General features: G+C 47.0%; 17 protein-coding genes. 5 read left to right on the forward strand and 12 right to left on the reverse strand.

Annotation, left to right across the window (positions count from 1 at the left end):
• Window positions 1-85 precede the first annotated feature (85 nt).
• Window positions 86-301 carry a transposase gene (locus HXW94_RS20425; protein ID WP_178367834.1) on the forward strand — a complete coding sequence of 72 codons (216 nt, stop codon included), beginning with the start codon at window positions 86-88 and terminating at the stop codon, window positions 299-301.
• The gene (tatC, locus tag HXW94_RS15645) at window positions 298-1,173 is read left to right on the forward strand and encodes a twin-arginine translocase subunit TatC (protein ID WP_178367835.1); all 876 of its coding nucleotides are present in this window, start codon (window positions 298-300) and stop codon (window positions 1,171-1,173) included. The genes HXW94_RS20425 and tatC overlap by 4 nt, the downstream gene beginning before the upstream one ends.
• Window positions 1,174-1,190: 17 nt before the next feature.
• Here tatC and HXW94_RS15650 read toward each other — a convergent pair whose 3' ends face one another.
• The 7 genes from HXW94_RS15650 to HXW94_RS15680 are packed head-to-tail and all read right to left on the reverse strand — an operon-like array spanning window position 1,191 to window position 12,569.
• Window positions 1,191-3,767: a HEAT repeat domain-containing protein gene (locus HXW94_RS15650; RefSeq protein ID WP_218576761.1), complete on the reverse strand. Its 2,577-nt coding sequence runs from the start codon at window positions 3,765-3,767 to the stop codon at window positions 1,191-1,193.
• Entirely contained in the window at window positions 3,767-6,571 is a 2,805-nt protein-coding gene (locus HXW94_RS15655) for a DEAD/DEAH box helicase (protein WP_178367837.1), read from the reverse strand. Before HXW94_RS15655 ends, HXW94_RS15650 begins: the two co-directional genes overlap by 1 nt.
• A gap of 1 nt (window position 6,572) precedes the next feature.
• Window positions 6,573-6,857 (reverse strand): hypothetical protein, encoded by a 285-nt coding sequence (locus HXW94_RS15660; RefSeq protein WP_178367838.1) that lies wholly within the window; start codon window positions 6,855-6,857, stop codon window positions 6,573-6,575.
• Window positions 6,858-6,883: 26 nt separating this feature from the next.
• Window positions 6,884-8,638 (reverse strand): Hsp70 family protein, encoded by a 1,755-nt coding sequence (locus HXW94_RS15665; RefSeq protein ID WP_178367839.1) that lies wholly within the window; start codon window positions 8,636-8,638, stop codon window positions 6,884-6,886.
• Window positions 8,639-8,678: 40 nt separating this feature from the next.
• Entirely contained in the window at window positions 8,679-9,524 is an 846-nt protein-coding gene (gene grpE, locus HXW94_RS15670) for a nucleotide exchange factor GrpE (RefSeq protein ID WP_178367840.1), read from the reverse strand.
• Window positions 9,525-9,833 carry a J domain-containing protein gene (locus HXW94_RS15675; protein WP_178367841.1) on the reverse strand — a complete coding sequence of 103 codons (309 nt, stop codon included), beginning with the start codon at window positions 9,831-9,833 and terminating at the stop codon, window positions 9,525-9,527.
• A 9-nt stretch (window positions 9,834-9,842) separates the two neighbouring features.
• A complete protein-coding gene (locus HXW94_RS15680; RefSeq protein WP_178367842.1) occupies window positions 9,843-12,569 on the reverse strand; it encodes a hypothetical protein in 2,727 nt (908 codons plus the stop codon).
• Window positions 12,570-12,984: 415 nt separating this feature from the next.
• Here HXW94_RS15680 and HXW94_RS15685 point away from each other — a divergent pair, with 415 nt between their 5' ends.
• On the forward strand, window positions 12,985-13,455 hold the full coding sequence (locus tag HXW94_RS15685; protein WP_178367843.1) for a cytochrome c3 family protein: 471 nt from the start codon (window positions 12,985-12,987) through the stop codon (window positions 13,453-13,455).
• Window positions 13,456-13,628: 173 nt separating this feature from the next.
• On the opposite strand, the gene HXW94_RS15690 is transcribed toward HXW94_RS15685, so the two are convergent.
• Genes HXW94_RS15690 through HXW94_RS15700 form a run of 3 tightly spaced genes read right to left on the reverse strand, consistent with a single transcriptional unit; the run spans window position 13,629 to window position 17,107 of the window.
• A complete protein-coding gene (locus HXW94_RS15690) occupies window positions 13,629-15,836 on the reverse strand; it encodes a molybdopterin-containing oxidoreductase family protein (protein WP_178367844.1) in 2,208 nt (735 codons plus the stop codon).
• 19 nt (window positions 15,837-15,855) lie between these two features.
• Window positions 15,856-16,803 carry a class I SAM-dependent methyltransferase gene (locus HXW94_RS15695; protein WP_178367845.1) on the reverse strand — a complete coding sequence of 316 codons (948 nt, stop codon included), beginning with the start codon at window positions 16,801-16,803 and terminating at the stop codon, window positions 15,856-15,858.
• A 25-nt stretch (window positions 16,804-16,828) separates the two neighbouring features.
• The gene (locus tag HXW94_RS15700; RefSeq protein ID WP_178367846.1) at window positions 16,829-17,107 is read right to left on the reverse strand and encodes a hypothetical protein; all 279 of its coding nucleotides are present in this window, start codon (window positions 17,105-17,107) and stop codon (window positions 16,829-16,831) included.
• Between the two features lie 106 nt (window positions 17,108-17,213).
• Between HXW94_RS15700 and HXW94_RS15705 the strand changes: the two genes are divergently transcribed.
• A complete protein-coding gene (locus HXW94_RS15705) occupies window positions 17,214-17,423 on the forward strand; it encodes a hypothetical protein (RefSeq protein ID WP_178367847.1) in 210 nt (69 codons plus the stop codon).
• Between the two features lie 40 nt (window positions 17,424-17,463).
• Here HXW94_RS15705 and HXW94_RS20160 read toward each other — a convergent pair whose 3' ends face one another.
• Window positions 17,464-19,017 (reverse strand): AAA family ATPase, encoded by a 1,554-nt coding sequence (locus HXW94_RS20160; RefSeq protein ID WP_178367848.1) that lies wholly within the window; start codon window positions 19,015-19,017, stop codon window positions 17,464-17,466.
• A gap of 47 nt (window positions 19,018-19,064) precedes the next feature.
• A complete protein-coding gene (locus tag HXW94_RS15715) occupies window positions 19,065-19,241 on the reverse strand; it encodes a helix-turn-helix domain-containing protein (RefSeq protein ID WP_178367849.1) in 177 nt (58 codons plus the stop codon).
• On the opposite strand from HXW94_RS15715, the gene HXW94_RS15720 reads away from it, so the two are divergent.
• The gene (locus tag HXW94_RS15720) at window positions 19,220-19,720 is read left to right on the forward strand and encodes a Fic family protein (protein ID WP_178367850.1); all 501 of its coding nucleotides are present in this window, start codon (window positions 19,220-19,222) and stop codon (window positions 19,718-19,720) included. The two genes, HXW94_RS15715 and HXW94_RS15720, sit on opposite strands and share 22 nt — an antisense overlap.
• The last annotated feature ends 104 nt before the right edge of the window (window positions 19,721-19,824 follow it).

The raw sequence follows: 19,824 nt of genomic DNA on the forward strand, positions 1-19,824 counted from the left end.
CCAATCACAAGCAAAAAGGCTCACTTTATGGCTGGGAGCCGACAGTTGCGCCATTTCGAGGTGAAACTTTTATGTCTCAAGTCAGATGGAGACTTGTAAACAAGCTCGAACACTGCAGGCACACATAGAGATAGAAGTTGATACAGATCATATTCACCTAATGATTGACAGTGTGCCTAAACTTTCCGTCAGTCAAATTGTCAGAAGGCTAAAACAGCAAAGTACTAAAAAAGTATGGGATGCGTTCCCAAAACTTGAAAAACATTTTTGGAAAAATAAAGCGAGCAGGTATCTGACATGAGCGACCAGGAAGAAAAAAGTCCTTTCACAGAACATCTGGGCGAACTGCGGGACCGCCTGATCCACGCCTTTATTGCCGTGGGTGTGGGGTTTATTGCGGCCTATTTTTTCAAGGAACAACTGTTTGACATCCTGACAGCCCCTCTGGTCACCGCCATGGAAAAAAGCGGCAATGCCAAACTCATCTTTACAGGATTGCCCGAAGCCTTTTTCACCTATCTTAAAGTGGCGCTGCTGGCAGGTATTATCCTTGCCACCCCGGTACTGTTTTATGAATTCTGGATGTTTGTCTCTCCGGGGCTGTACCGGCAAGAAAAAAAATATATCCTGCCCATCATCATTCTATCGCTTATTTTCTTTATTGCCGGGGCCTCATTCGGATATTTTATTGTTTTTCCATACGGGTTCCAGTTTTTTCTCGGCTTTACCACGGAAACCATCCAGGCCATGCCGTCCATGAAGGAGTATCTCTCCTTTGCCTCCAAAATGCTGCTGGCTTTTGGATTTGTTTTTGAGCTGCCCCTTGTCCTGACTTTTTTATCCCGCATGGGTCTGGTGACCCCCGCCTTTTTAAAGAAAAACAGGAAATATGCCCTGCTTGTATTTTTTGTGGGCGCGGCAATGATTACCCCACCGGATGTGGTTACCCAGGTCATGATGGCCATGCCGCTGATTCTTTTGTATGAGATCGGGATTCTCGGGGCAAAAATTTTCGGCAAAGCATCCACGCCGGATAGTGAAGAAAAAGAAGAAAAAGAAGAAGAAGATGATGATGATGATGATGATGATGATGAGCAGCAGCAGAAAGATGACATCTCAGCATTTGACAACGATCCTGAAACAGATGATACCGACAGTGAATTAGAAAATTAGGCCCATGCTCACCATGCTCAGCTGACAAAAAAACCAAAAAGCGCCAGTCGTTTTTTAACTTTGGAAACATCGGATGTTTTAACGACAATATGGTGGTTTTCCGCCCGGATAACGTATTTTTTCAATATATTGTCACTTGTTAAAAGCGTCAGAAGTTCCCTGTCGGGTTTTACCCTGAAAACAGACATGGCCGGCACCTGTTCAAGGGGCTCCATCCGTGCCAGGACTTCGTTAAAAAAACGTTCCCAGATGGGGGGCGGCTCCGCAATAATATTGTCCCTGAAAAATTGTATCTTGTTTTCAACATCCTTACGGCTACTGCAATCTTTTAAGAAAGACGGGTAACCGACCATATAGGTTGAATTGGTGATTTGTTGCCCCACAGCCGCCAATGCCATCTGCTTGACCGGATCATTCCCGTATATTGAGAGCATGGTCTTATGTTCATCAATCTCAATCTCGGCTGACGGGGTTGTGATATCAGGGGTAAAACGCGTTTCTCTGCCGGTAACATAACTTCCAAACCCGGTTAATTTTACATATTTTAATCCGTCATAAATGCTGAGCCAGGGCTTGTTGTATTGCCTGAAAACAGTGTTTTCCGGGGCCGAATACCCCAGTTCCACAATCCCTAAGGCCCCCATCAGAAACATCATGGCCTTGATATAGGGAAGGGTCTGAATGTCCATGATTGGAAGCTGTTGGAGATATACGTTGTCACGGCGGGAAGAAAAACCGGGCAAATTTCGGGTAATGTACAGGCTGTTGAATTCATAGCCATCTAAAAAAGGATTGAAATGAATGCCGTCATAGAATGCCGTCATCGCAAGGTCGCAGGTGGCAATCCATTTTTCTTCAGGTAAGCGGTTGAGGACTTTTTTGAAATTGTTACGCATATTTTTTTCAGCATTGTCTGAATCACATTCCTCCATCTGACGCTTGATATGGGCGAACATACTGCGGCTGCTATGGCCTTTGAATTCTTTGAAGGAAAAGTATTGATTGATTCTTGTCTTTAAAAAGCCCGGCAGATCTTCCAAATCCGTTGCTTTCCATGGGGAGATACAGCTGAAAAAGTCGGCAAGCAGTTTTGTTTTTAAATATTTGAGTTCATTGTCGCCATCAATGTAAAATTCATCAATCCCGCAGGCATTGGCCATTTTTTTCAAAGATCCCTTAAGGGCGTTTTTGCCGTTTTTACTGAACTTGAGATTGTCCTGGGCAATAAAGCTTAAAATGGGGGGCAATTGCCGAAAAATGTCCTGGGCATCTTTATGCACCTGTTCAACCCTGCCCTTGATATCGGTCAGAGGAGCAAGGCGGGCAAACGCCGGTGGGGGCAGACGCTTTTTGATGAAAGGCAGCAAAGGATAATTAATAGATATAGAAGAACTATCATTAAGGTAATAGGCATAATTTTTTACAATGTCGAACATAAAATAGGCAGGATCATTTTCCACTGACTTACTTAAAGGTGTTTTTTTGCCTGCAACCGTGTCTGGGGGCAGATCCTTTTCCATGAGTTGACCAAGCTTTTTCTCCGCTATACGGCTTTCGCATTCTTCACACTCCCACGCGATGATATAAAGCAGCTTTACAACCTCTTCGGGCAGTTTTTCCAGAATGGTATTAAATAGAAAATCATTGGATACAGCCGCGGCCAGCAGCCTGATACATGCATCTTTTGTGTTTTCTTTAAGCGCTGCCACCTCTTTGGGCGTATATTTTTTTTCCGTATATTTATTTTTGCCCAAAAGGTCGGGGAGATGGCTCAAATAAAGGGTGTAAACTTGATTCTGCATTGAAAAATCACAATGGTAACTGATGGCCGCTTCCATTTTACTGTAGGGGGCGGTCTGTTTTTTTACACGTCCGGCTCTCCCCGTTGTCCCGGCTTCTTCCCGACGGGTATACGGCATTGGGTTATAACCTGTTTCCCGGTTATCCTGCTTCCGCTCGAATATGTCCCTGACCAGGGGATTTTTATCATAACGCAATTTGTCACATAGTTTTTCTGCCCAGGCCGCTTCATTATCCAGAATGGTGTCTGCCACATCCCTTCTTACATTCGGACTTGGATCAGCGGCCATTTGTTCTATAAATTTAATAACTTTCGGGGATTCTGAATTTATATCCCAGCAGACCTTGACCATGTTCGCCTTTTGCTGCCATGAACCAAATTTTTTAGTACTCAAAATGGTTTTAAGCATTTTTTCACGGTCCCCGAAAAAAACACATGCTTCATAGGCCTTTTGCCGGGTATACCAGGCCAGGGGATGGTCGGAATCAAATCCCAGATTTTCAACCAAAAGCTCGGCTGTGCCTTTCATGTTTTGAAAGGCTTTAAAATGGATCAACGCCAAAAGGCGATCTTTCATGGTACCTAAAGAAGAGAGCGCAAGGGAAAAACGCTCCCAGCACCAGTGGCTGATATCTTCTTTTATAAGTTCGATTTCCAGTGCTTTTAAAAAGCACTCCCGGCATGCGGGCGATTTCGCAGCGTACAGGGTTGCACCTTTTCCACAGACAGGACATCGTTTATGACCGACGGTCCAGGGCTTCATTGTATTTATTTGATCAAGCAGGGCCATCATTATTCTCCCAGCAACAGGTCAATATCTTCTTCTTCCATCTGTTTGATGGAGGCGTTGTCACTGGCAATAAGGGAATCAAACAACGCTTTTTTCTTTTCCTGGAGCATGAGAATTTTTTCTTCAATGGAGTCCCGGGCAATGAGACGGTAACTGAACACGGTATTTTTCTGGCCCATTCTGTGGGCCCGGTCAATGGCCTGATTTTCGGCGGCAAGATTCCACCAGGGATCAAATAAAAATACATATTCGGCAGCTGTCAGATTCAGGCCCAGTCCCCCGGTTTTCAGGGTCATCAGCAGGGCCTGACAGGTGTCATCCTGCTGAAACTGTTCCACAATATGGTTTCGATCCCGGGTGGCTCCGGTCATGATCAGATGATGGATGCCGGCATCTGCCATATCCTGGGAAACGCATTCCAGGGAGTGCAGATAATTGGCAAACACCAGCACTTTGTGCTTGCCGGCCACGGCATCCGCCACATGCTCCATGAGAATTTCCCGTTTCGGGGAGATGATTTTATTGTCGCTCTTGATCTCTGGAATGGAGGCAATCTGGCGGAGTTCCCCCATGGCCTGGAGGATAAACAGCTTGGATTTTTTCAGCCCCTTAGCCTGGATTTCCTCTTGAATGGCCCGTTTGTACATCAGCCGTCTCTGGTGATAGAGTGCGGCCTGTTCCCGGCTCATGTCCACATGAAGTACCTGTTCCATCTTATCGGGAAGGTCTTTTAACACCTGGGTTTTAAGCCGGCGCAGGACAAAGGGATATATCTTTTTTTTCAGCTCCTTGGCCACGGCCTTGTTATCATTTTTCTGGATGGGGTTCAGGTAGTTTTTTGAAAAATCGGAAAAGGAGCCGAACATGGCCGGATTTAAAAACCGGAACAGGGCATAGAGTTCGCTCATATTATTTTCTATGGGGGTGCCGCTCAAGGCAAACCGGTGATCGGTTTGTAAAAGCATCACCGCCCTGGATGTTTTTGAGTTGGGATTCTTGATGTTCTGGGACTCATCCAGAACGACCATGTGAAAATGTTCCTCTTTTAATTGTTCAATATCATTTCTCACCATGGCGTAGGTGGTTAAGATAATATTTGGAGAACCTATTGTTTTTATATCCCGGGTCTGGCCATAGTAAAGGCCGGAAGTCAATTTGGGCGCAAACCGTTTAAGTTCGCTTTCCCAGTTAAACAAAAGGGTCTTGGGCATTACGATCAGGGTGGGCTGTTCCTGGTCCGGATAGATTGACGCCAGAAGCGCAATGGTCTGGATGGTTTTTCCAAGCCCCATGTCGTCGGCAAGACAGCCGCCTAGTTTGTGCGTGTAAAGATAGGAAAGCCATCGAACCCCCTGCTTCTGGTACCCCCGAAGCGTGGCATTGACGGCGGGCAGCCGTGTTTTGGCATTTTTTAATTGGTTAAATCCCAGAAAAATATTTCTGGATTTGTTAAAGGTTTCATTGGCGATTTTTTCGCCGATGAGTTCCTCGACCAATGGCAGATCAAAAAAAGAGACCTTTATCCCGGTTTTTTGTTTTTTGAAAATCCGGGCCAGCTTTTCCATATAATCGGGATTGATAACGGCGCTTGACCCATCGTTCAGCCGTACATAGGCGTTTTTTTGATATTGTTTTAACACATCATTGATTGTGAATGTCTCCCCGTCAAGGATAACATCTCCCTCGCCCTCAAGGAAATCAATGCCGTGGGAAAGATGCAGGTTCAGCTTGGGCTGCACATATTTCACCTTGTAGGATGCAAGCTTATCAGCCCCCAGGATTGTGTAGCGTGACAACAGAGAGGAGAGCTCCATGGTGATAAATCGCCGGGCCAGGGCGGATTCGATGACCATAAAATTATCCTGGGCATAGATGCCCTTGTCTTGTTTCAGGTCTCGGGCATGGCGTTTTAAGGTTTTTTGGATATCACGGAAACAGGCGGAAATATCGCCATGAATCAGGGGGCTGATGACAATATGTTCTTCTATCTCGTTGATTGATACAATTTGATCCATATCAAAATTGTCAAAAAAATCCGGTGAAAATCCGGGATAGGTGGCTGAAACCCTCAGATGCAGGGATTGATCCTGGGAGACATTCTCAAATATCAGGGCAGGCTGAGTTGTTTTAGGTTCCCCTTTGATCACGGTATATCCGGAATAAGAGATGTCCACATTGGTGAGATTGGAAAAAACCAGGGTCAGGTATTGCTCCAGAAGATCAAAACCCAGAACGGTTTCAAACAAAGAGAGGGAATCATAATTTTTGCCAAGGGGCTTGACCCTGTAGATGCTATTGCCGGCAAGCATGTGGGTCTGGGTGACAGGAACCATGGACGGAATCTGTTTTGGACCGTGCCACAGTTCCATTGAGGTCTCAAGGGTCTTGTCCCGGGACCCTTGATTTTCCCTTTGCACGATGGAGAGCCTGACCCGGGCATCCTCCGGGGCCAGCTTTATCTTTTCGCCCGCTGCATCTACGAAGCAGTCCGAAGAGAGAAGCAGGGAGAGCAGATAATCTTTGCCGTTGAGATAAAATTGATTGTCCGCCGGCTGCTCATCCCAGTCAATGGTAAAGGCCTCCTGTTCCCGGAGCCTGGCAATCTCCTTTAGCACGGCTCGCTGCGGGCCTGAATAGAATTCATAGCCCGGATTTACCTCTTTACCTGAGCCGTCAACAATGGAAAGAGAGATCCCCCGGTCAGTGGGAACCATTTTAAAAGCCAAGGTGGCCGGCACCTTTAAATTGTCTGTGGTCCGTTTTGTTTTTCCCAGGACCTCAAACAGGGCATTGATGTCTTGAACCATTCTATATTTCCATTCCTAAATTCAGGGCGGTTTCATATCTTCCGGCCAAGACTGCGGCTCCTGCCATTAACCTGATCGCGTCAGGCGTATTGATAAGGCCGGCAGAGCGTTTTGCATGGTAAAACATCTCTTCAAAGGCCTGTCGTTCAAAGGCCGCCAAGGCCCTGTCTCTATGCATCTGCGCCTGGGTTTCCATGTTTAACAAAACAGATAAATCCGTTTTGCACCTGCGGCAAACAGTTTGCCCCGGGCTCACCAGGGCCCTGCAGGCTGGACATTTTTCCATGGGAATCCTTTTTAGATGAATGGGGGTTATTCAAGATAAAAAAGTATATCTTCAAGAGCCTGGGCTGATTCCCGGGCCTCATCCAGTTTTTTATCAGCGGCCAGTGTCTCGATATCTTCAATAAGGTTAATAATCTCCTCACAATCTTCGTCGGAAGCGTCTTCAAGGACATCCCGGGCCCTGGAAATAAGAGACTGAAGCGCTTCGGGCATTTCAGCCGGCGCCGCTGTTTCTGCATCGGCATCCTTTGCCGGCGTATCCAAATCATCCTGGGATTCCCAGACCTCATCAATCTTGTTTTTTGACGCCGATACCGTGTCCTGGGAAATCTCGGAAAAGGCATTTTCAATCACACCGGTAATCTGTTTGCCCGTATTCTTTTCAATGGCGGTTATTTTAAGTATGCCGTTAAAATCCAGTTCATATTTTAAAATAACCGGGCTTTCGGACGGTTGATTTGAACTTAAATCAAGCAGGTAGTTGCCAATGAGAATATTGTTCAATGCATCCCTGTCTTCTCCCTGATACACTTGGACCTGAACTCTTTTTTGCCCGGGAACAACCGTCCAGAATACCTCACTTTTAACAGCGGGAAGTTTTGTATTTCTGCGAATCAAGGGAACAAACATGCTCTCGGTCAATTCACCGTCCAGTTCTCCCAAGGCAGAGGTACCAAACGTATAGGGGGTAATATCCAATAATATGCCCGAAGAATCCAGTCCCATTTCCCGGCCGGCCTGGATGGCAGCCCCCATGGCAACACACAGATCCGGATCAATTTCCTGATGGGGAAAAATACCGAAACTCTCTTCCAGCATGGCCGAAAGTCTGGGAATCCTTGTGGAGCCCCCAACCAGAATAATTTTATCAAGGGCTGACGGCAGCATGGCCGCATCTTTCAAGGCTTTGTTCACGCTGTCCATTGTTTTTTGAAGGTGGGGCTCAATCATGGACTCGAATTCAATTCTGGATAATTCATAGGAAAGATGCACATCCATGTCAGCTTTTTTGGCGATATGATCCTCTTCAATGGCGGCATAAGGCGCACTGGAAAGTTCTATTTTTGCTTTTTCCGCAGCACGCTTGAGTCTTGCCCGTGCAATGGTATCTTCTGAAAGGTCAATATTATATTCTTCTTTAATATGGGCCAGAAGCATATTCTCAATCTCAAAGTCAAAATCATCTCCGCCCAGATGGTTATCACCGGTAGAAGAGAGTACCTCCACCACCCCCTCCTCAATCCTTACAATGGAAACATCAAAGGTGCCGCCGCCAAGGTCATACACCAGGATGATCCGGGAGTCGGTATCAGCGGATTCATAGGCAAGGGCTGCGGCTGTGGGTTCATTGAGAATCCGCACCACGGTAAGGCCTGCGATTTCGCCGGCCTCCCTGGTTGCCTGGCGCTGGGCATCCGTAAAATAGGCCGGCGTAGTAATCACCGCCTTTGTAATGGTTTGGCCCGTTATCCGCTGGGCCCTCTCCTTAAGTTCTTTGAGGATAAAAGCGGAAATCTCCTGGGGGGTATAGGTATTTTCCCCGATGGAAATCTTTTCCTGTGAGCCCATAAGGCGCTTGATGGACAGCACCGTTTTGTCAGGGTAAAGTGTTGCCTGATTTTTGGCCGCGATTCCCACAGTCATGGTCCCGGTTGTCCCAAGCCCCACACAGGAGGGTACAATACCGTTATCATTCTCCTTTAAAACGGTTGATTTGCCATCTATAATAAAGGCAACTTCAGAATTTGTCGTACCAAGATCTATCCCGATAATCGGTTCCATATAAAATATCCTTTTTCTCTTAAAAATCTTTTTAAAATGTTCAGTCAGCCACAATCACCTGGGCATACCGTAAAACTTCATCGCCCCGTTTAAAGCCGCCGGATACGGTTTCCACGACCGTTCCTTTTTCCATCCCCGCCGCGGCCCTTGATTCCAGGGCTTTCATCGTCATTGGGTCAAAGACCGCCCCCGTGGACGCTAGGGGCTGAATATCCAGCAGGGCAAGGGAGGCATCAAATTTCCGGATGGCCATATCATATCCGTCGCGGATATTGTCCATATTTTTCGGTGTCCGCTGAAAAAATCCCTTTTTGGAAACAGCGGCCGGGCAGGCCGCCCTGCCCCGCACCAGGCTGTCCCGGATATCAAGAAAGTATAACACGGTTCTTTTTTCGGTCTCCACGCGAATATTGTGCTCCAGGGCGGCAATCTGTTTTGTCTTCTCATTAAAATGATCCATGACCTCACCATAGGCATCGGTCATGGCCGCAATCTGGTTCAACGCTTTTAAGGTCCGATGCTGCTCCCTGTTTTGCATCTTGATTTCCTGTTTTAAGGCCGTAAACTCAGAAAACAGGGTATAAAGATCACACGTATCCGGCGTTACGGACAAGGCCGTAGGCGCTTGGTCCGGCATCTCTGAAAGCCAGGCTTCAAAATCCTCAAGCACCTTGGTTTTCCACGGTTGCATCACGTCGGTCGCCACCGCGGAGCGGTTTTCAGATATTTCATGATCCAAAAATTTCTTTGAAACACCCGTTAAAACAGTTTTACAAGACAGTCGAATGGTTTCTTTCATTCTTGTGACGCAATGGGCTGCCTGTTTCAACCAGCGTTCGGCCCTTTTTTCACTATCACTTGACTTTGTATCCATTGATCTTTCCATTTATGTTTCCATTCCCTTGCCCACAGCGTTTAACAGCTCCTGCAACCCGGGCGTGCGCCGGGTAATCTTAACGGATGCGGCAAGGGTTTCAATGGCCTGCCTGGATTCCACGTTTTTCAACGCAGAAAAAAGCGCCGTTGTCGCCCGGGTTCTTGCATCCTTGATGGACTCATAGGCGCTTGTTATCTTTTGAAACATTTCAGGATTTTTTTCCGGACTGTGGTCCTTGACCAACTGAAGATATCTTTTTCTGATTTCCTGGTCGGTTGCATTAAGGGATAGCCCTAGAACAAGATAAGATTTCAGCATATATCTCCCTTACTGTAAAAATACGGTTTTGGCTTCCCGGGACAATTTCCTCTTTCCCTCATCCCCAAAAATAAGATTAAGCAGCAAAATAAACCCATTAATTTCTTCATTTTCTTTTATCATCTTCTTTTTAAACTTATTTAATACAGGTTTGGGGGCACCACGTAATCCCTCGTCGTCAATAATGTCTTCAATCGCAGCCTTCAACTGTTCAAACATATCTCGATACATTTCAGGATCTTCCCGTTTCAGTCTTTTTGCTTCGGCGGAGAAAATATTTTTTAGAATAGGATCTTTGATATCCTCAATATCCATTACCCCCTCTGGTAAAAAATTAAACGGATTAAATTCCCCGTCATCATCATCGTAGTCATCATCGTCATCAAACGGATCAAACGGATCAAAGGAATCAAACGGATTAGAAAACAACTCATCTAACAATTCAAATTCAATGTTCTGGAGCGCATGGCGGTAGGGCCCATGGGTATGACGGGAAAGGCGTTCTCCGGCAGCTTTGAATTTTTTCTTCAGTTCAGGATCTGCATCCTCGACCAAATCGATAAGCTCATCCACATCCCACTCATTATCCCAGATACCTTCCATGACAAGGATGTAAAAGACCAACAGATAATAGTTGGGGTCTTCTTTTACGCTGCCAATCCGTCTTTGCAACTCTGTTTGAAAGTATTTCCAATTCTCCGATGAAAGCACCCGGTCCATAAACCCGATAAGGTCATCACTGTTCAGGTAGTTGAGTACGCCAGCGCTGGTCTCCAAAAGCATCTGGTGAACCTTAAGGCTTGTAAAGATATGCTGCCAATCGCGGGGGAAAGGCGTTAAAAGCGTCAGCAGTTCTTCCGAGGTCAGCCGCGACACCTGTATGAGTTCGGTTTTAAACAAGGCACCGATTTTGTTAAATACCTTTGAATGATCATTTTTGGGTTTGTCCTCAACATCCATGCGAAGCATGCAGACAAGTTTAAGCCTTTGGCATAAGGAAAGTTGATCCAGGTTTGATCCAATGGTCTTTTCAGAAAGTCTAGGTTTTTCACAAATTTGATAAAATAATTCTTTTTCCCTTAATAGAAGCGCATTGGTACCCGTATCAAGATCCTGTGCTTTTGCCAGATCCTGGCGGGCACGTTCAAAATTACCTCTGTTAATGCTCTTATCCGCGGAAATGACAAGGGAGATAATGTGCATATCCTGGACCCGGCTGTCATAAGGCGCCAGTTCCATGGCTTTCTTAAGAATATTTTCGGCTTTCCGAAAAGCGTTTTTACCATGATACAGGGATGCCAGCTCAATGCAGGGATAGGGGTCATCGGGAAATGCCTCACACATGGAAACCAACAGATCCTCCTTGATCTTTTTGGGCTCCCTGCCACTGACATCCCTTTGGATCACCAGCTCATAAAGTTCTTTGTTACCGGCATCACATTGGATTCCCCGGGCGGCACACTGCATCCAGAGGATGTCAATCCCCTTTCCGTGAGACAGACCGAATCGTGCTGCGGTTTTGTGGCTGAACGTCCTCAGCTCATCCTGGTTGCTTTCCGACACAGCAGTCCGGCACACATATAAAAAGAGGGCAGACTCCACCATGGCAAGGGTCTGGGGATCTGACACCGTTTTTTCAAGAAGATCAAGGTATTGCGCTGCATGATCCAGGGGGTTGTCCATGGATAATATTTTCCGCTTGGTTTGCACCAATGCGGCTCTTTGGGGCAGCAAGGCTTTTTCAAATGCCATGAAGGTCTTTTCATTGGTAATTTCCCGATGCCATAAGATCTCCACAATATATTGCCTGGCATATTCAGGATCATCCGGCAGGATTTGTTTTGAAAAGGTCATGATCAGTTGTCGCATTGTCTTGTCAAACTGTTTTTTTTCTTCCTTTTCAATGATTTTTTCAGCCGTCTCCCAGGCGTCCAGCGGCCCTTCCCACAGGCATGCCGCAAGGGCTTTATCTTCTTTGATGCGGGTGTTCTCATTTACGGATTGCACTGTTGTCCCAAGCACGGCTGCAATTTCAGCAAATACGGATGCGTCAGGAATCAGGGAGATGGCCTTGTACATATTTTTGTCATCCCCCTGTCCAAACAGCGTCATTGCCCTGCAAAACATGCGGATATGTGCAAAGGCGGAACTTCTGGGCAACGCCTTCATTTCGTCGGATGCCTGCTGCCATTGGCCGTTATCCATCAAGGGAAGCGCTGCTTTAACAACAGGAGCATCCCGGGAAATAAAACACGGGGCGTCTTGCTTATCCAGAAACGCCCAGCCCCCCCGGGTAACCAGACGGTCGGCAAGTAAAACACCCACCAGGGGGTCCGCCCCTGTCCGGGCAATATACTGTTCACAGTAATTAAAGGCTTTGCCTAAATCGCACAGTTCAATCACACAAGCGATGCTGCGCTGATCCATCACATCGGCGGGCGGCATATAATTCATGGCCTGTTTCCGTAATGATGCGGCCTCCACCGGCATGTTTTTACCGGTAAGTTCGTCCGCTCTCTGCATATACGCTAAAAACAACTGGCGATGCACCGTCTGGACCTGGTCTTCCGACTTTGAGTTTTTAATGGCCAGTTTATACATCTTTATGGCATCCCGCGGCTTTTTGTCTAACGCGTGCTTGTCTCCTTTTTTTAAAAGATCATCAAACGTCAATTTCGCGATATACTGCTGTTGTTCTTTTATTCTTTTTCTGGTGTTTTTATTTCTTTTTGCCATTTACCTACCTTTGCCGTATGTAATTAACCCTCGCTGCCTGATGAACGTTCAGCCTCATCATTTATATTTTTCCAAATATTATCATAATAATTCACATAAATAAAACAGGAGCTGTTTTTAGCAACGAGGTGCTGGGCGCTGGGTGCTGGGTGCTGGGTACTGGGTACTGGGTACTGGGTACTGGGTACTGGGTACTGGGTACTGGGTACTGGGTACTGGGTACTGGGTACTGGGTACTGGGTGCTGGAAATTCCTATACTCTCAAGTTATAATTCAAAAATTTGACAATATTGTTTGGTATTGACTTTGCCCGGGTATAAGGTGTAAAAAAGTGGGAATAAATTATAAGGATAGATATCGGCTGTACAGCTGGTCAAAGCAATACCGTTTTAACTATTAAAGGAGAAAAGAGGTTATGAGCAAAAAATTATTCATCCTTCTGTTGGCGGCAGGCATTGCTGTGGTTTTCACGGCCTCCGGAATTCAGGCAGGGACCGATGTAGACGACGTCATTACCATGAAAAACGAGCTGTTAGATGCCAAGCGCAAAAAAGGGCCGGGTTCAAAAACACCATACAAATTGGTTGAATTCACGCATAAAAAACATCATGACGCGTACAACATTTCCTGCGGAGAGTGCCATCATGATGAAGACGGCGCCCCCCTTGAGGATCTTAAAGCAGGCGATGATGTCCAAAAATGTGACGCATGCCACACCCGCACACGGGCAAAAAAAGAAGACAAAACGTTCCAGGGCAAATATAAAAGCAGACCCATTGACATCATGCACCTTGAATCAGCTATTCATGAAAACTGCGTTGGCTGCCACAAGGAAAAGGGCCTGAAGGATATCTCCAGATGCAGCGCCTGCCATAAAAAAATGTAATTATACCAATCGACTATCAAGTTTTTAAGGGGGAAGGCTGAATGCCTTCCCCCCTTCTTGTATCATTTCCCATTCGTTCACGAGCACGCAATAATCCAACAATGCAGAACCCAATTGGGCGCCGCAGGCGTTTCGCTCTCTTGTTTCTAGTTTCTTGTCTCTAGTTTCTTGAATCACCCCACACACCCCAGACTCGGGTCCTGGACAACGATTGTACGCTTCCGGCGTTTCTTTTTCACCTGGCACATCAACGTTTTATACACGGGAAACCCGGAAATGGGATCAAACTGTTCAAGATCGGTGAGCACATTAACATTGGCTTTGCGCCAGGACTCCGTGCCCAAAGGCCCGCCGCCGCCCACCGGTGCATACACAAACCCCGCCATAATCTTTTGCGTTACATCGGCCCGCATTTCCACAAACCCCCGGGCCGTTTTCACCACCACCGTATCGCCGGTTTCAATCTTTCGCTTTGCGGCATCCGCCGGATTCATCTGGACCATGGGATCCGGATATTTTTCAATAAAATCAGGAATGGCCCGCAGACAGGATTTCATGTCCGGTTTAAACGGCCCCGTACCAAGAACCAAGGGAAACCGGTTCACCATCAAAGGACGGCTCACAGGGGTTTCAAAGGATTCTTCATATTTCGGCAATCCGTCATACCCCATCTGCTCAAGCAGGGTGGATTTAATCTCAAATTTGCCGGACGGGGTTTCAAAGCCCGGCTTGCCGTCTTTTCGCAACCGCCCGGTTTCCCATTTCCGGTAGGTCATGGGTTCGGCGGGTTTGCGCACCGTCAGCCGTGCATCCTGTTCCATATCCGCCCGGGTAAGGCCGGTATCTTTTAAGACCAGGTCCAGCAGCGCCGCCTCATCGGCAGGGAACTTTTCAGCATACCCCAGTTTTTGGGCCAGTTCCGTCAAAATGGTAAAGCTGGGTTTGCTCTGTCCCACCGGTTCAATCATTTTTTCCCGCAACCGGACCGCATTACCGTAAAAGCAATAGGATGACTGCTCAAAGGCGGTGGTGGCCGGCAGCACAATATCCGCCCAGGCCGCATCCCGGGTCAGCTGCAGGTCAATGGAAACCATAAAATCCAGGGCATCAAACGCCTTTTGCCATAAAATGGGGTTGGGCCAGGCGGTGAGAATGGAGGCGCCCAGGATAAACAGCCCATGAATCTTGTAAGGGTCACCCTCTAAAATAGATTTCGGCAGACGGTTGGCATGGGGCTCGCCCCCGCAGAAATGGGCGTACACCGGGAAATGGCCGGCACCAATGGATTGATCAAACCCAGGCGTGGCAATCTGGTGTTCTTTGCTCAGATGAATCTGGTTCTCATGGGGGACAAAACAGCGGCCCCCTTCCACATCCAGCTGCCCGGCCAGGGCCCAGAGCACCATGACGGCCCGGATGTTCTGGACACCGGATTTGGTATATTCCAGACCTGTATACATCACATAGCTTGCCCCTTCGGCATCGGCAATCTCTTCGGCCAGTTCCATAATCAGGTCCTGGGGCACATCCGTGATGCCGGCAACGGCTTCAGGGGTAAAATCTTTAACATATTCGGCAAATTCTTCATACCCCACCGTCCATTCTTCTACAAAGGCCTGATCAATTAAATTTTCCCGGATCAAAATATGGCACAGGCCCAGGGCAAGCGCCCCGTCCGTACCAGGCCGGATAGGCACCCACAGACTGTCCGGCAGCTTGGCAGACGCGGTTTGCCTGGGATCAATAACAATGATCCGTGCCCCTTCATGGGCCGCCCGGACCAGCCGTCCGAACAAGGCCGGGGGCGTGGATGTGGACGGATCCGTCCCCCAGACAAAAATAAGATCTGAATTGTCCACATCGGAAAACATATCCGTGTGCAGACACCCATATGTCAACTGGGGCGCCAGCACACCAAGGGAGGTGTAACAGGGCGCCCCCACCCCGAAGGTATTGGGCGATCCATAGGGAAACAGGATGCTTGAGGCAAGGTAGATCTGAGAACCGCCAAGCTGGAATGCATCTTTAAAGGCCCGTTCGTAGGAGCCGGTACCAGCATAGAACCCCAGGGCCTGGGGCCCGTGTTCCGCTTTAATGGCCGCCATTTTTTCAGCGATAATGTCAAACGCGTCCTCCCAGGAGATGGGTTCGAAATCCAGTTTTCCCTTGGGTCCTTTTCGCTTCAGCGGCTGCTTGATACGTGCATCGGAATAGATAATCTGTTTTGCACTGGCCGCCATGGGGCAAAGCACGTCGCCCATGGGCGCCTCAGGGTCCGGGGTAAGCCGGTCGATTTTACCGTCATCATTAAAATGGACAATGACACCGCATCCGGGGCTGTGGAAACACAAGCCGCAAATTCCTGGTTTCTGTTCTGCCAAAACAAAGACTCCTTTTACATTATTTTCGTTCAGCCACAACAAACTGGGAGGTAATATGCTCCCACAGATTTCGGGTTTTCCTGATTTTCCACAACACCTGCCCCTTATCCTGGATCGTAAAGCCCGGAGAGAATACGGATTCCGGGTCCTGGAACAATTTGCAGATATTATCCATACCAAACCCGTTGAAAGCCCCTTCGTTGGTACCCCCAAGCCAAAGCGCCGGGCTGTTGACGGTTTCATCCCAGGAAAACGGATCGGAAAAAAGGAATCTGGCCTCTTTTTCATGCATGACCCGGTTGGCCTCGGCCAGATGCCTCAACGGGTCCGGCACCTTTTCAAGAATGTTTACGGAACTGACCGTGGCAAACCGCCGGGACGGGAAAGGCAATGCCATGGCATCGGCAACAATAAATTCAGCCTGGTCAAAGCCAAAGGCGGGATCCAGGTCACAGGAGCGTTTTTCCGTGATCTGCCCTTCCATGATCAGATCAAATGCCAGCTGTTTCCGCTCGGCAAGTTCCCGGGCAGCCCGGACAAAGGAAATTGAGGTATCAACGCCCACAGCCCGGTCATGGGTTCTGGTCATCTCAAAGGTCAGACGCCCCACGGCACACCCGATATCCAGGGCCCAGCCGGATCGTTGGGCATCAAACGTCCGGGCCCATCTCTGATAGGCATCCGTGGCATCCGGACCGTTGAAAAATTCTGAATAATGACTCCACAAATAGGATGAGAGCATGGAAAAAGAGTTATACCCCGTTGCATCCTGAATCATGGGCAGGGTCTGTTCAGGCACGACCACGGCAATCCCCTCGTGGATCTCATACGCCTGGCTGCATTGGGAACAGACCAGGCGTCCCTCAATAATTTCATCATCTGTCTGCGTGTGGATATCAGGTTCAAGTACAATGTCACTGTCCCGGCATTGGGGACAGATCAGCGCTCCAATCAACCATTTTTTCATAAAAGCTCCTCATACCAACACCTAATCATATATCTGTAAACACTTGTAATTTATATTGATATGAATAAGTATAGGCAGGATTATCAGGGATAAATAAGGCCTTGATCATTATTTCGGCCAATGCGTGGAAGGTAGGTTGGGTTGAGGAACGAAACCCAACAAATACAAAATGTTGGGTTTCACTTCGTTCAACCCAACCTACACGGTGATCCCAATGATGATCAAGGCCATAAATAATTTGATCTATAAAATTTTTCAACCATACAAAAAAAGCATACCATCGCCACTTTTTATAATCAACCATGAAGCCATCTCAAATTTAGAATTGCCGGTTTCTTATCTTTATTTTCTTATAAAAGACATGTTAAAAGATGGGGGTTAAGGAACAAGAACGGAAAAAAGGATGAAGCATGCTTCAAGGAATAAAAAATAAGCGCGATAAACTTGTGATCAAGCAAATTAAAAAAAGCCTGATCAACGCCCTGGCCGACAAAGATTTCCCCATCGACGACCTTTTGACGCCAAAAATTGAGCAACACTTTGATACCCTGGCACAGGCCATTATTGATGAACATGGATTTAAAAAATTGTCGGAACTGGGGTTAAAGCACTTTTTGTAAAAAATTGGGACAGACCACGATTTATACTGAAAGCCCCCAATCAGCCTTGCGAAAAGTGTTCCCATTCAAACCGGGTAATATTGCGCCGGCCCCGATCGAATTCCACCCCGATCAGGTAAATTTCATCGGTGATTCCACGGTATTTATCTGCATAGCCCTTTTGCTTGATCTGGTTCAGGGCTGTTTGCTTCGGTTTATCAACGTCCACCACCTTGAATTCAAAGATATAGATCCTGCCGTCCATTTGAACCGTCATATCAATGCGGCCGTGACTGGTCGTATCTTCAGCTGTTACATCCAGACCAAGCGCCGTAAAATAGCAATAGAAAACCGACGCATAATAGCCTTCGTATTCAGAAAGTTTATTTTTACGGTACCAGTCATGGGGAATGGAGGAAAACAGCGCCTGAAAAATCGTGTTCAGGACATCCGGATTGTTTTCCTGGAAAGCCCGGTAAATTTGAAGCTGTACTTTTTCTTTGCGTACCCTGTCATGGGAATACCGGTTCAGAATATAATCCGATAAGCCGGCTTTGACCTCCATGTTCGGGTACCGGAGTTTATAAAAGATCTTGCCCGCCACCCGTTGTTCTTGTTCAATGGTCAGATACCCTGCCTGGAAAAGAAGATTCTCAGGTTCGATAAAATCAATGTCAAACGCGCCGATCAAGGATTCAGATGCCTCAATATCTTCAATACCCGGGATATAATATCTGTTTTTTTTCAGCAGATTGATCAGGAAGCTTGGTGTACCTGTCTCAAACCAATAGTTACGGAACGTTCCGGTCCGAAGGTAATTGAGGATGCTGAACGGATTATAAACCTTTTCGCCAAGCCAGGAATACCCATTATACCATTTACGGATATCTTCCCGGCATTTATTTTTCAGATGATCTGAAAAAACCCGGGTCAGCTCTTCCTCTGAATACCCGCAACTTGTGGAATATTCGGGGTCCAGGGAAATATCGATCAAATTGTTCAGTCCGGAAAACAGGCTCACCTTGGAAAATTTGGATACGCCGGTAAGGAAGGCAAACTGAATATTGGCATCCTGCCCTTTAATAACTGAATACAGGTTTTTCAGCCCGTCCCGCATCTCCTCGGCTATTTTGGGTTCAGCGATATTATCCAGGATCGGTTTATCATATTCATCAATCAGGACAACGGTACGAAAGCCGTATTTCTCCTTTGATTCGCGGATCACCCCGCTGAACAGACTGGAGACACTGTCCTTATATTCACAAGCAATCCCTAATCGTTTCTGATTTTCATCAAGGATCGTTAAAATTTTACCGTCTAACTCGTCTCGGTTCCGAAGCACACCCTCCGCAAAGGAGATGTGAATCACGGGATACCGCTTTTTCCAATCCCAGTTGTCATACAGCCACAGGCGTTTAAAAAGCGCCTTATTCCCTTCAAACGCCTCTTTCAGCGTGTCAATAAACAATGATTTACCAAACCGCCTGGGGCGGGAAAGAAAGTAGTATTTACCTCTTTCGGCAAGATCATGGACAAACCGGGATTTATCCACATACGCATAACCTTGTTCAATAATTTCTTTTAAATTGCTGATGCCGACAGGTAATTTTTTCACGGCTGCATCTCCAATGGTTCAGTGCTATGTGTCACTTATTTAAATCTCTATGCAGCAGATTCTTTTTCCACATCCCAGCCGGGAAACGCCAGAACTGCCGGGTGGCATTTCAGGGCACGGGCCAGTACTTTTGCCCGCTCTACCCCTATGTTTACCCGGTCATTTTCAATTGCGGAAAGGGTGGACTGGGGGATATAAAAAGATGACCAATCATGTGGAGGCATTTGACCATAACGGGAAAAGCCTGGGTGTTATCTTTGAAACCGCCTCGCCTTTTGATACCCCCAAGGACATGGCAGCGCTGCTGACATGGACCCGCATGCAGTTAAAAGAAAAAGAACTTCATCCCCTGTTGACCATATCTGTATTTATTGTTCATTTTTTGGCCATCCATCCGTTCCAGGACGGCAACGGAAGGCTATCAAGAGTGCTGACGAACCTGCTGCTGTTGAAAACGGGATATCTTTACGTTCCCTACAGTTCTCTGGAAAGCGTGATTGAAAAGAACAAGGACAACTATTACCTGGCCTTGAGACGGACCCAGAGCTCGTTTAAATTTGAACATCCGGACTACACTCCCTGGCTCACCTTCTTCCTGAAGACCCTTGACGCACAAAAGGAAATGCTGGCTCGGAAGATCGAAAGGGAAAACGTATTTACAAAACTGCCAAGGCTATCGCGTCAGGTTATAAAATCTAATTAAATAGTAATCAAAAGTATTTAATTTACGATTCAATTAGAGTTTTTTATTAAAATGTAAACACCTTAAGTGGCTGAAACCCGCAGCCTCTATTCCTTATCTTTGTA

The organism is Desulfobacter latus (genome assembly GCF_013389365.1).
GTDB lineage: Bacteria > Desulfobacterota > Desulfobacteria > Desulfobacterales > Desulfobacteraceae > Desulfobacter > Desulfobacter latus.

Excerpts from the sequence above, each read along its gene's own strand:
- HXW94_RS20425 (WP_178367834.1), top strand. The coding sequence starts at position 86 with ATGGAGACTTGTAAACAAGCTCGAACACTGCAGGCACACATAGAGATA.
- tatC (WP_178367835.1), top strand. The coding sequence starts at position 298 with ATGAGCGACCAGGAAGAAAAAAGTCCTTTCACAGAACATCTGGGCGAA.
- HXW94_RS15650 (WP_218576761.1), bottom strand. The coding sequence starts at position 3,767 with ATGATGGCCCTGCTTGATCAAATAAATACAATGAAGCCCTGGACCGTC.
- HXW94_RS15655 (WP_178367837.1), bottom strand. The coding sequence starts at position 6,571 with ATGGTTCAAGACATCAATGCCCTGTTTGAGGTCCTGGGAAAAACAAAA.
- HXW94_RS15660 (WP_178367838.1), bottom strand. The coding sequence starts at position 6,857 with ATGGAAAAATGTCCAGCCTGCAGGGCCCTGGTGAGCCCGGGGCAAACT.
- HXW94_RS15665 (WP_178367839.1), bottom strand. The coding sequence starts at position 8,638 with ATGGAACCGATTATCGGGATAGATCTTGGTACGACAAATTCTGAAGTT.
- grpE (WP_178367840.1), bottom strand. The coding sequence starts at position 9,524 with ATGGAAAGATCAATGGATACAAAGTCAAGTGATAGTGAAAAAAGGGCC.
- HXW94_RS15675 (WP_178367841.1), bottom strand. The coding sequence starts at position 9,833 with ATGCTGAAATCTTATCTTGTTCTAGGGCTATCCCTTAATGCAACCGAC.
- HXW94_RS15680 (WP_178367842.1), bottom strand. The coding sequence starts at position 12,569 with ATGGCAAAAAGAAATAAAAACACCAGAAAAAGAATAAAAGAACAACAG.
- HXW94_RS15685 (WP_178367843.1), top strand. The coding sequence starts at position 12,985 with ATGAGCAAAAAATTATTCATCCTTCTGTTGGCGGCAGGCATTGCTGTG.
- HXW94_RS15695 (WP_178367845.1), bottom strand. The coding sequence starts at position 16,803 with ATGAAAAAATGGTTGATTGGAGCGCTGATCTGTCCCCAATGCCGGGAC.
- HXW94_RS15700 (WP_178367846.1), bottom strand. The coding sequence starts at position 17,107 with ATGGTTGATTATAAAAAGTGGCGATGGTATGCTTTTTTTGTATGGTTG.
- HXW94_RS15705 (WP_178367847.1), top strand. The coding sequence starts at position 17,214 with ATGCTTCAAGGAATAAAAAATAAGCGCGATAAACTTGTGATCAAGCAA.
- HXW94_RS15720 (WP_178367850.1), top strand. The coding sequence starts at position 19,220 with ATGACCAATCATGTGGAGGCATTTGACCATAACGGGAAAAGCCTGGGT.
- HXW94_RS15715 (WP_178367849.1), bottom strand. The coding sequence starts at position 19,241 with ATGCCTCCACATGATTGGTCATCTTTTTATATCCCCCAGTCCACCCTT.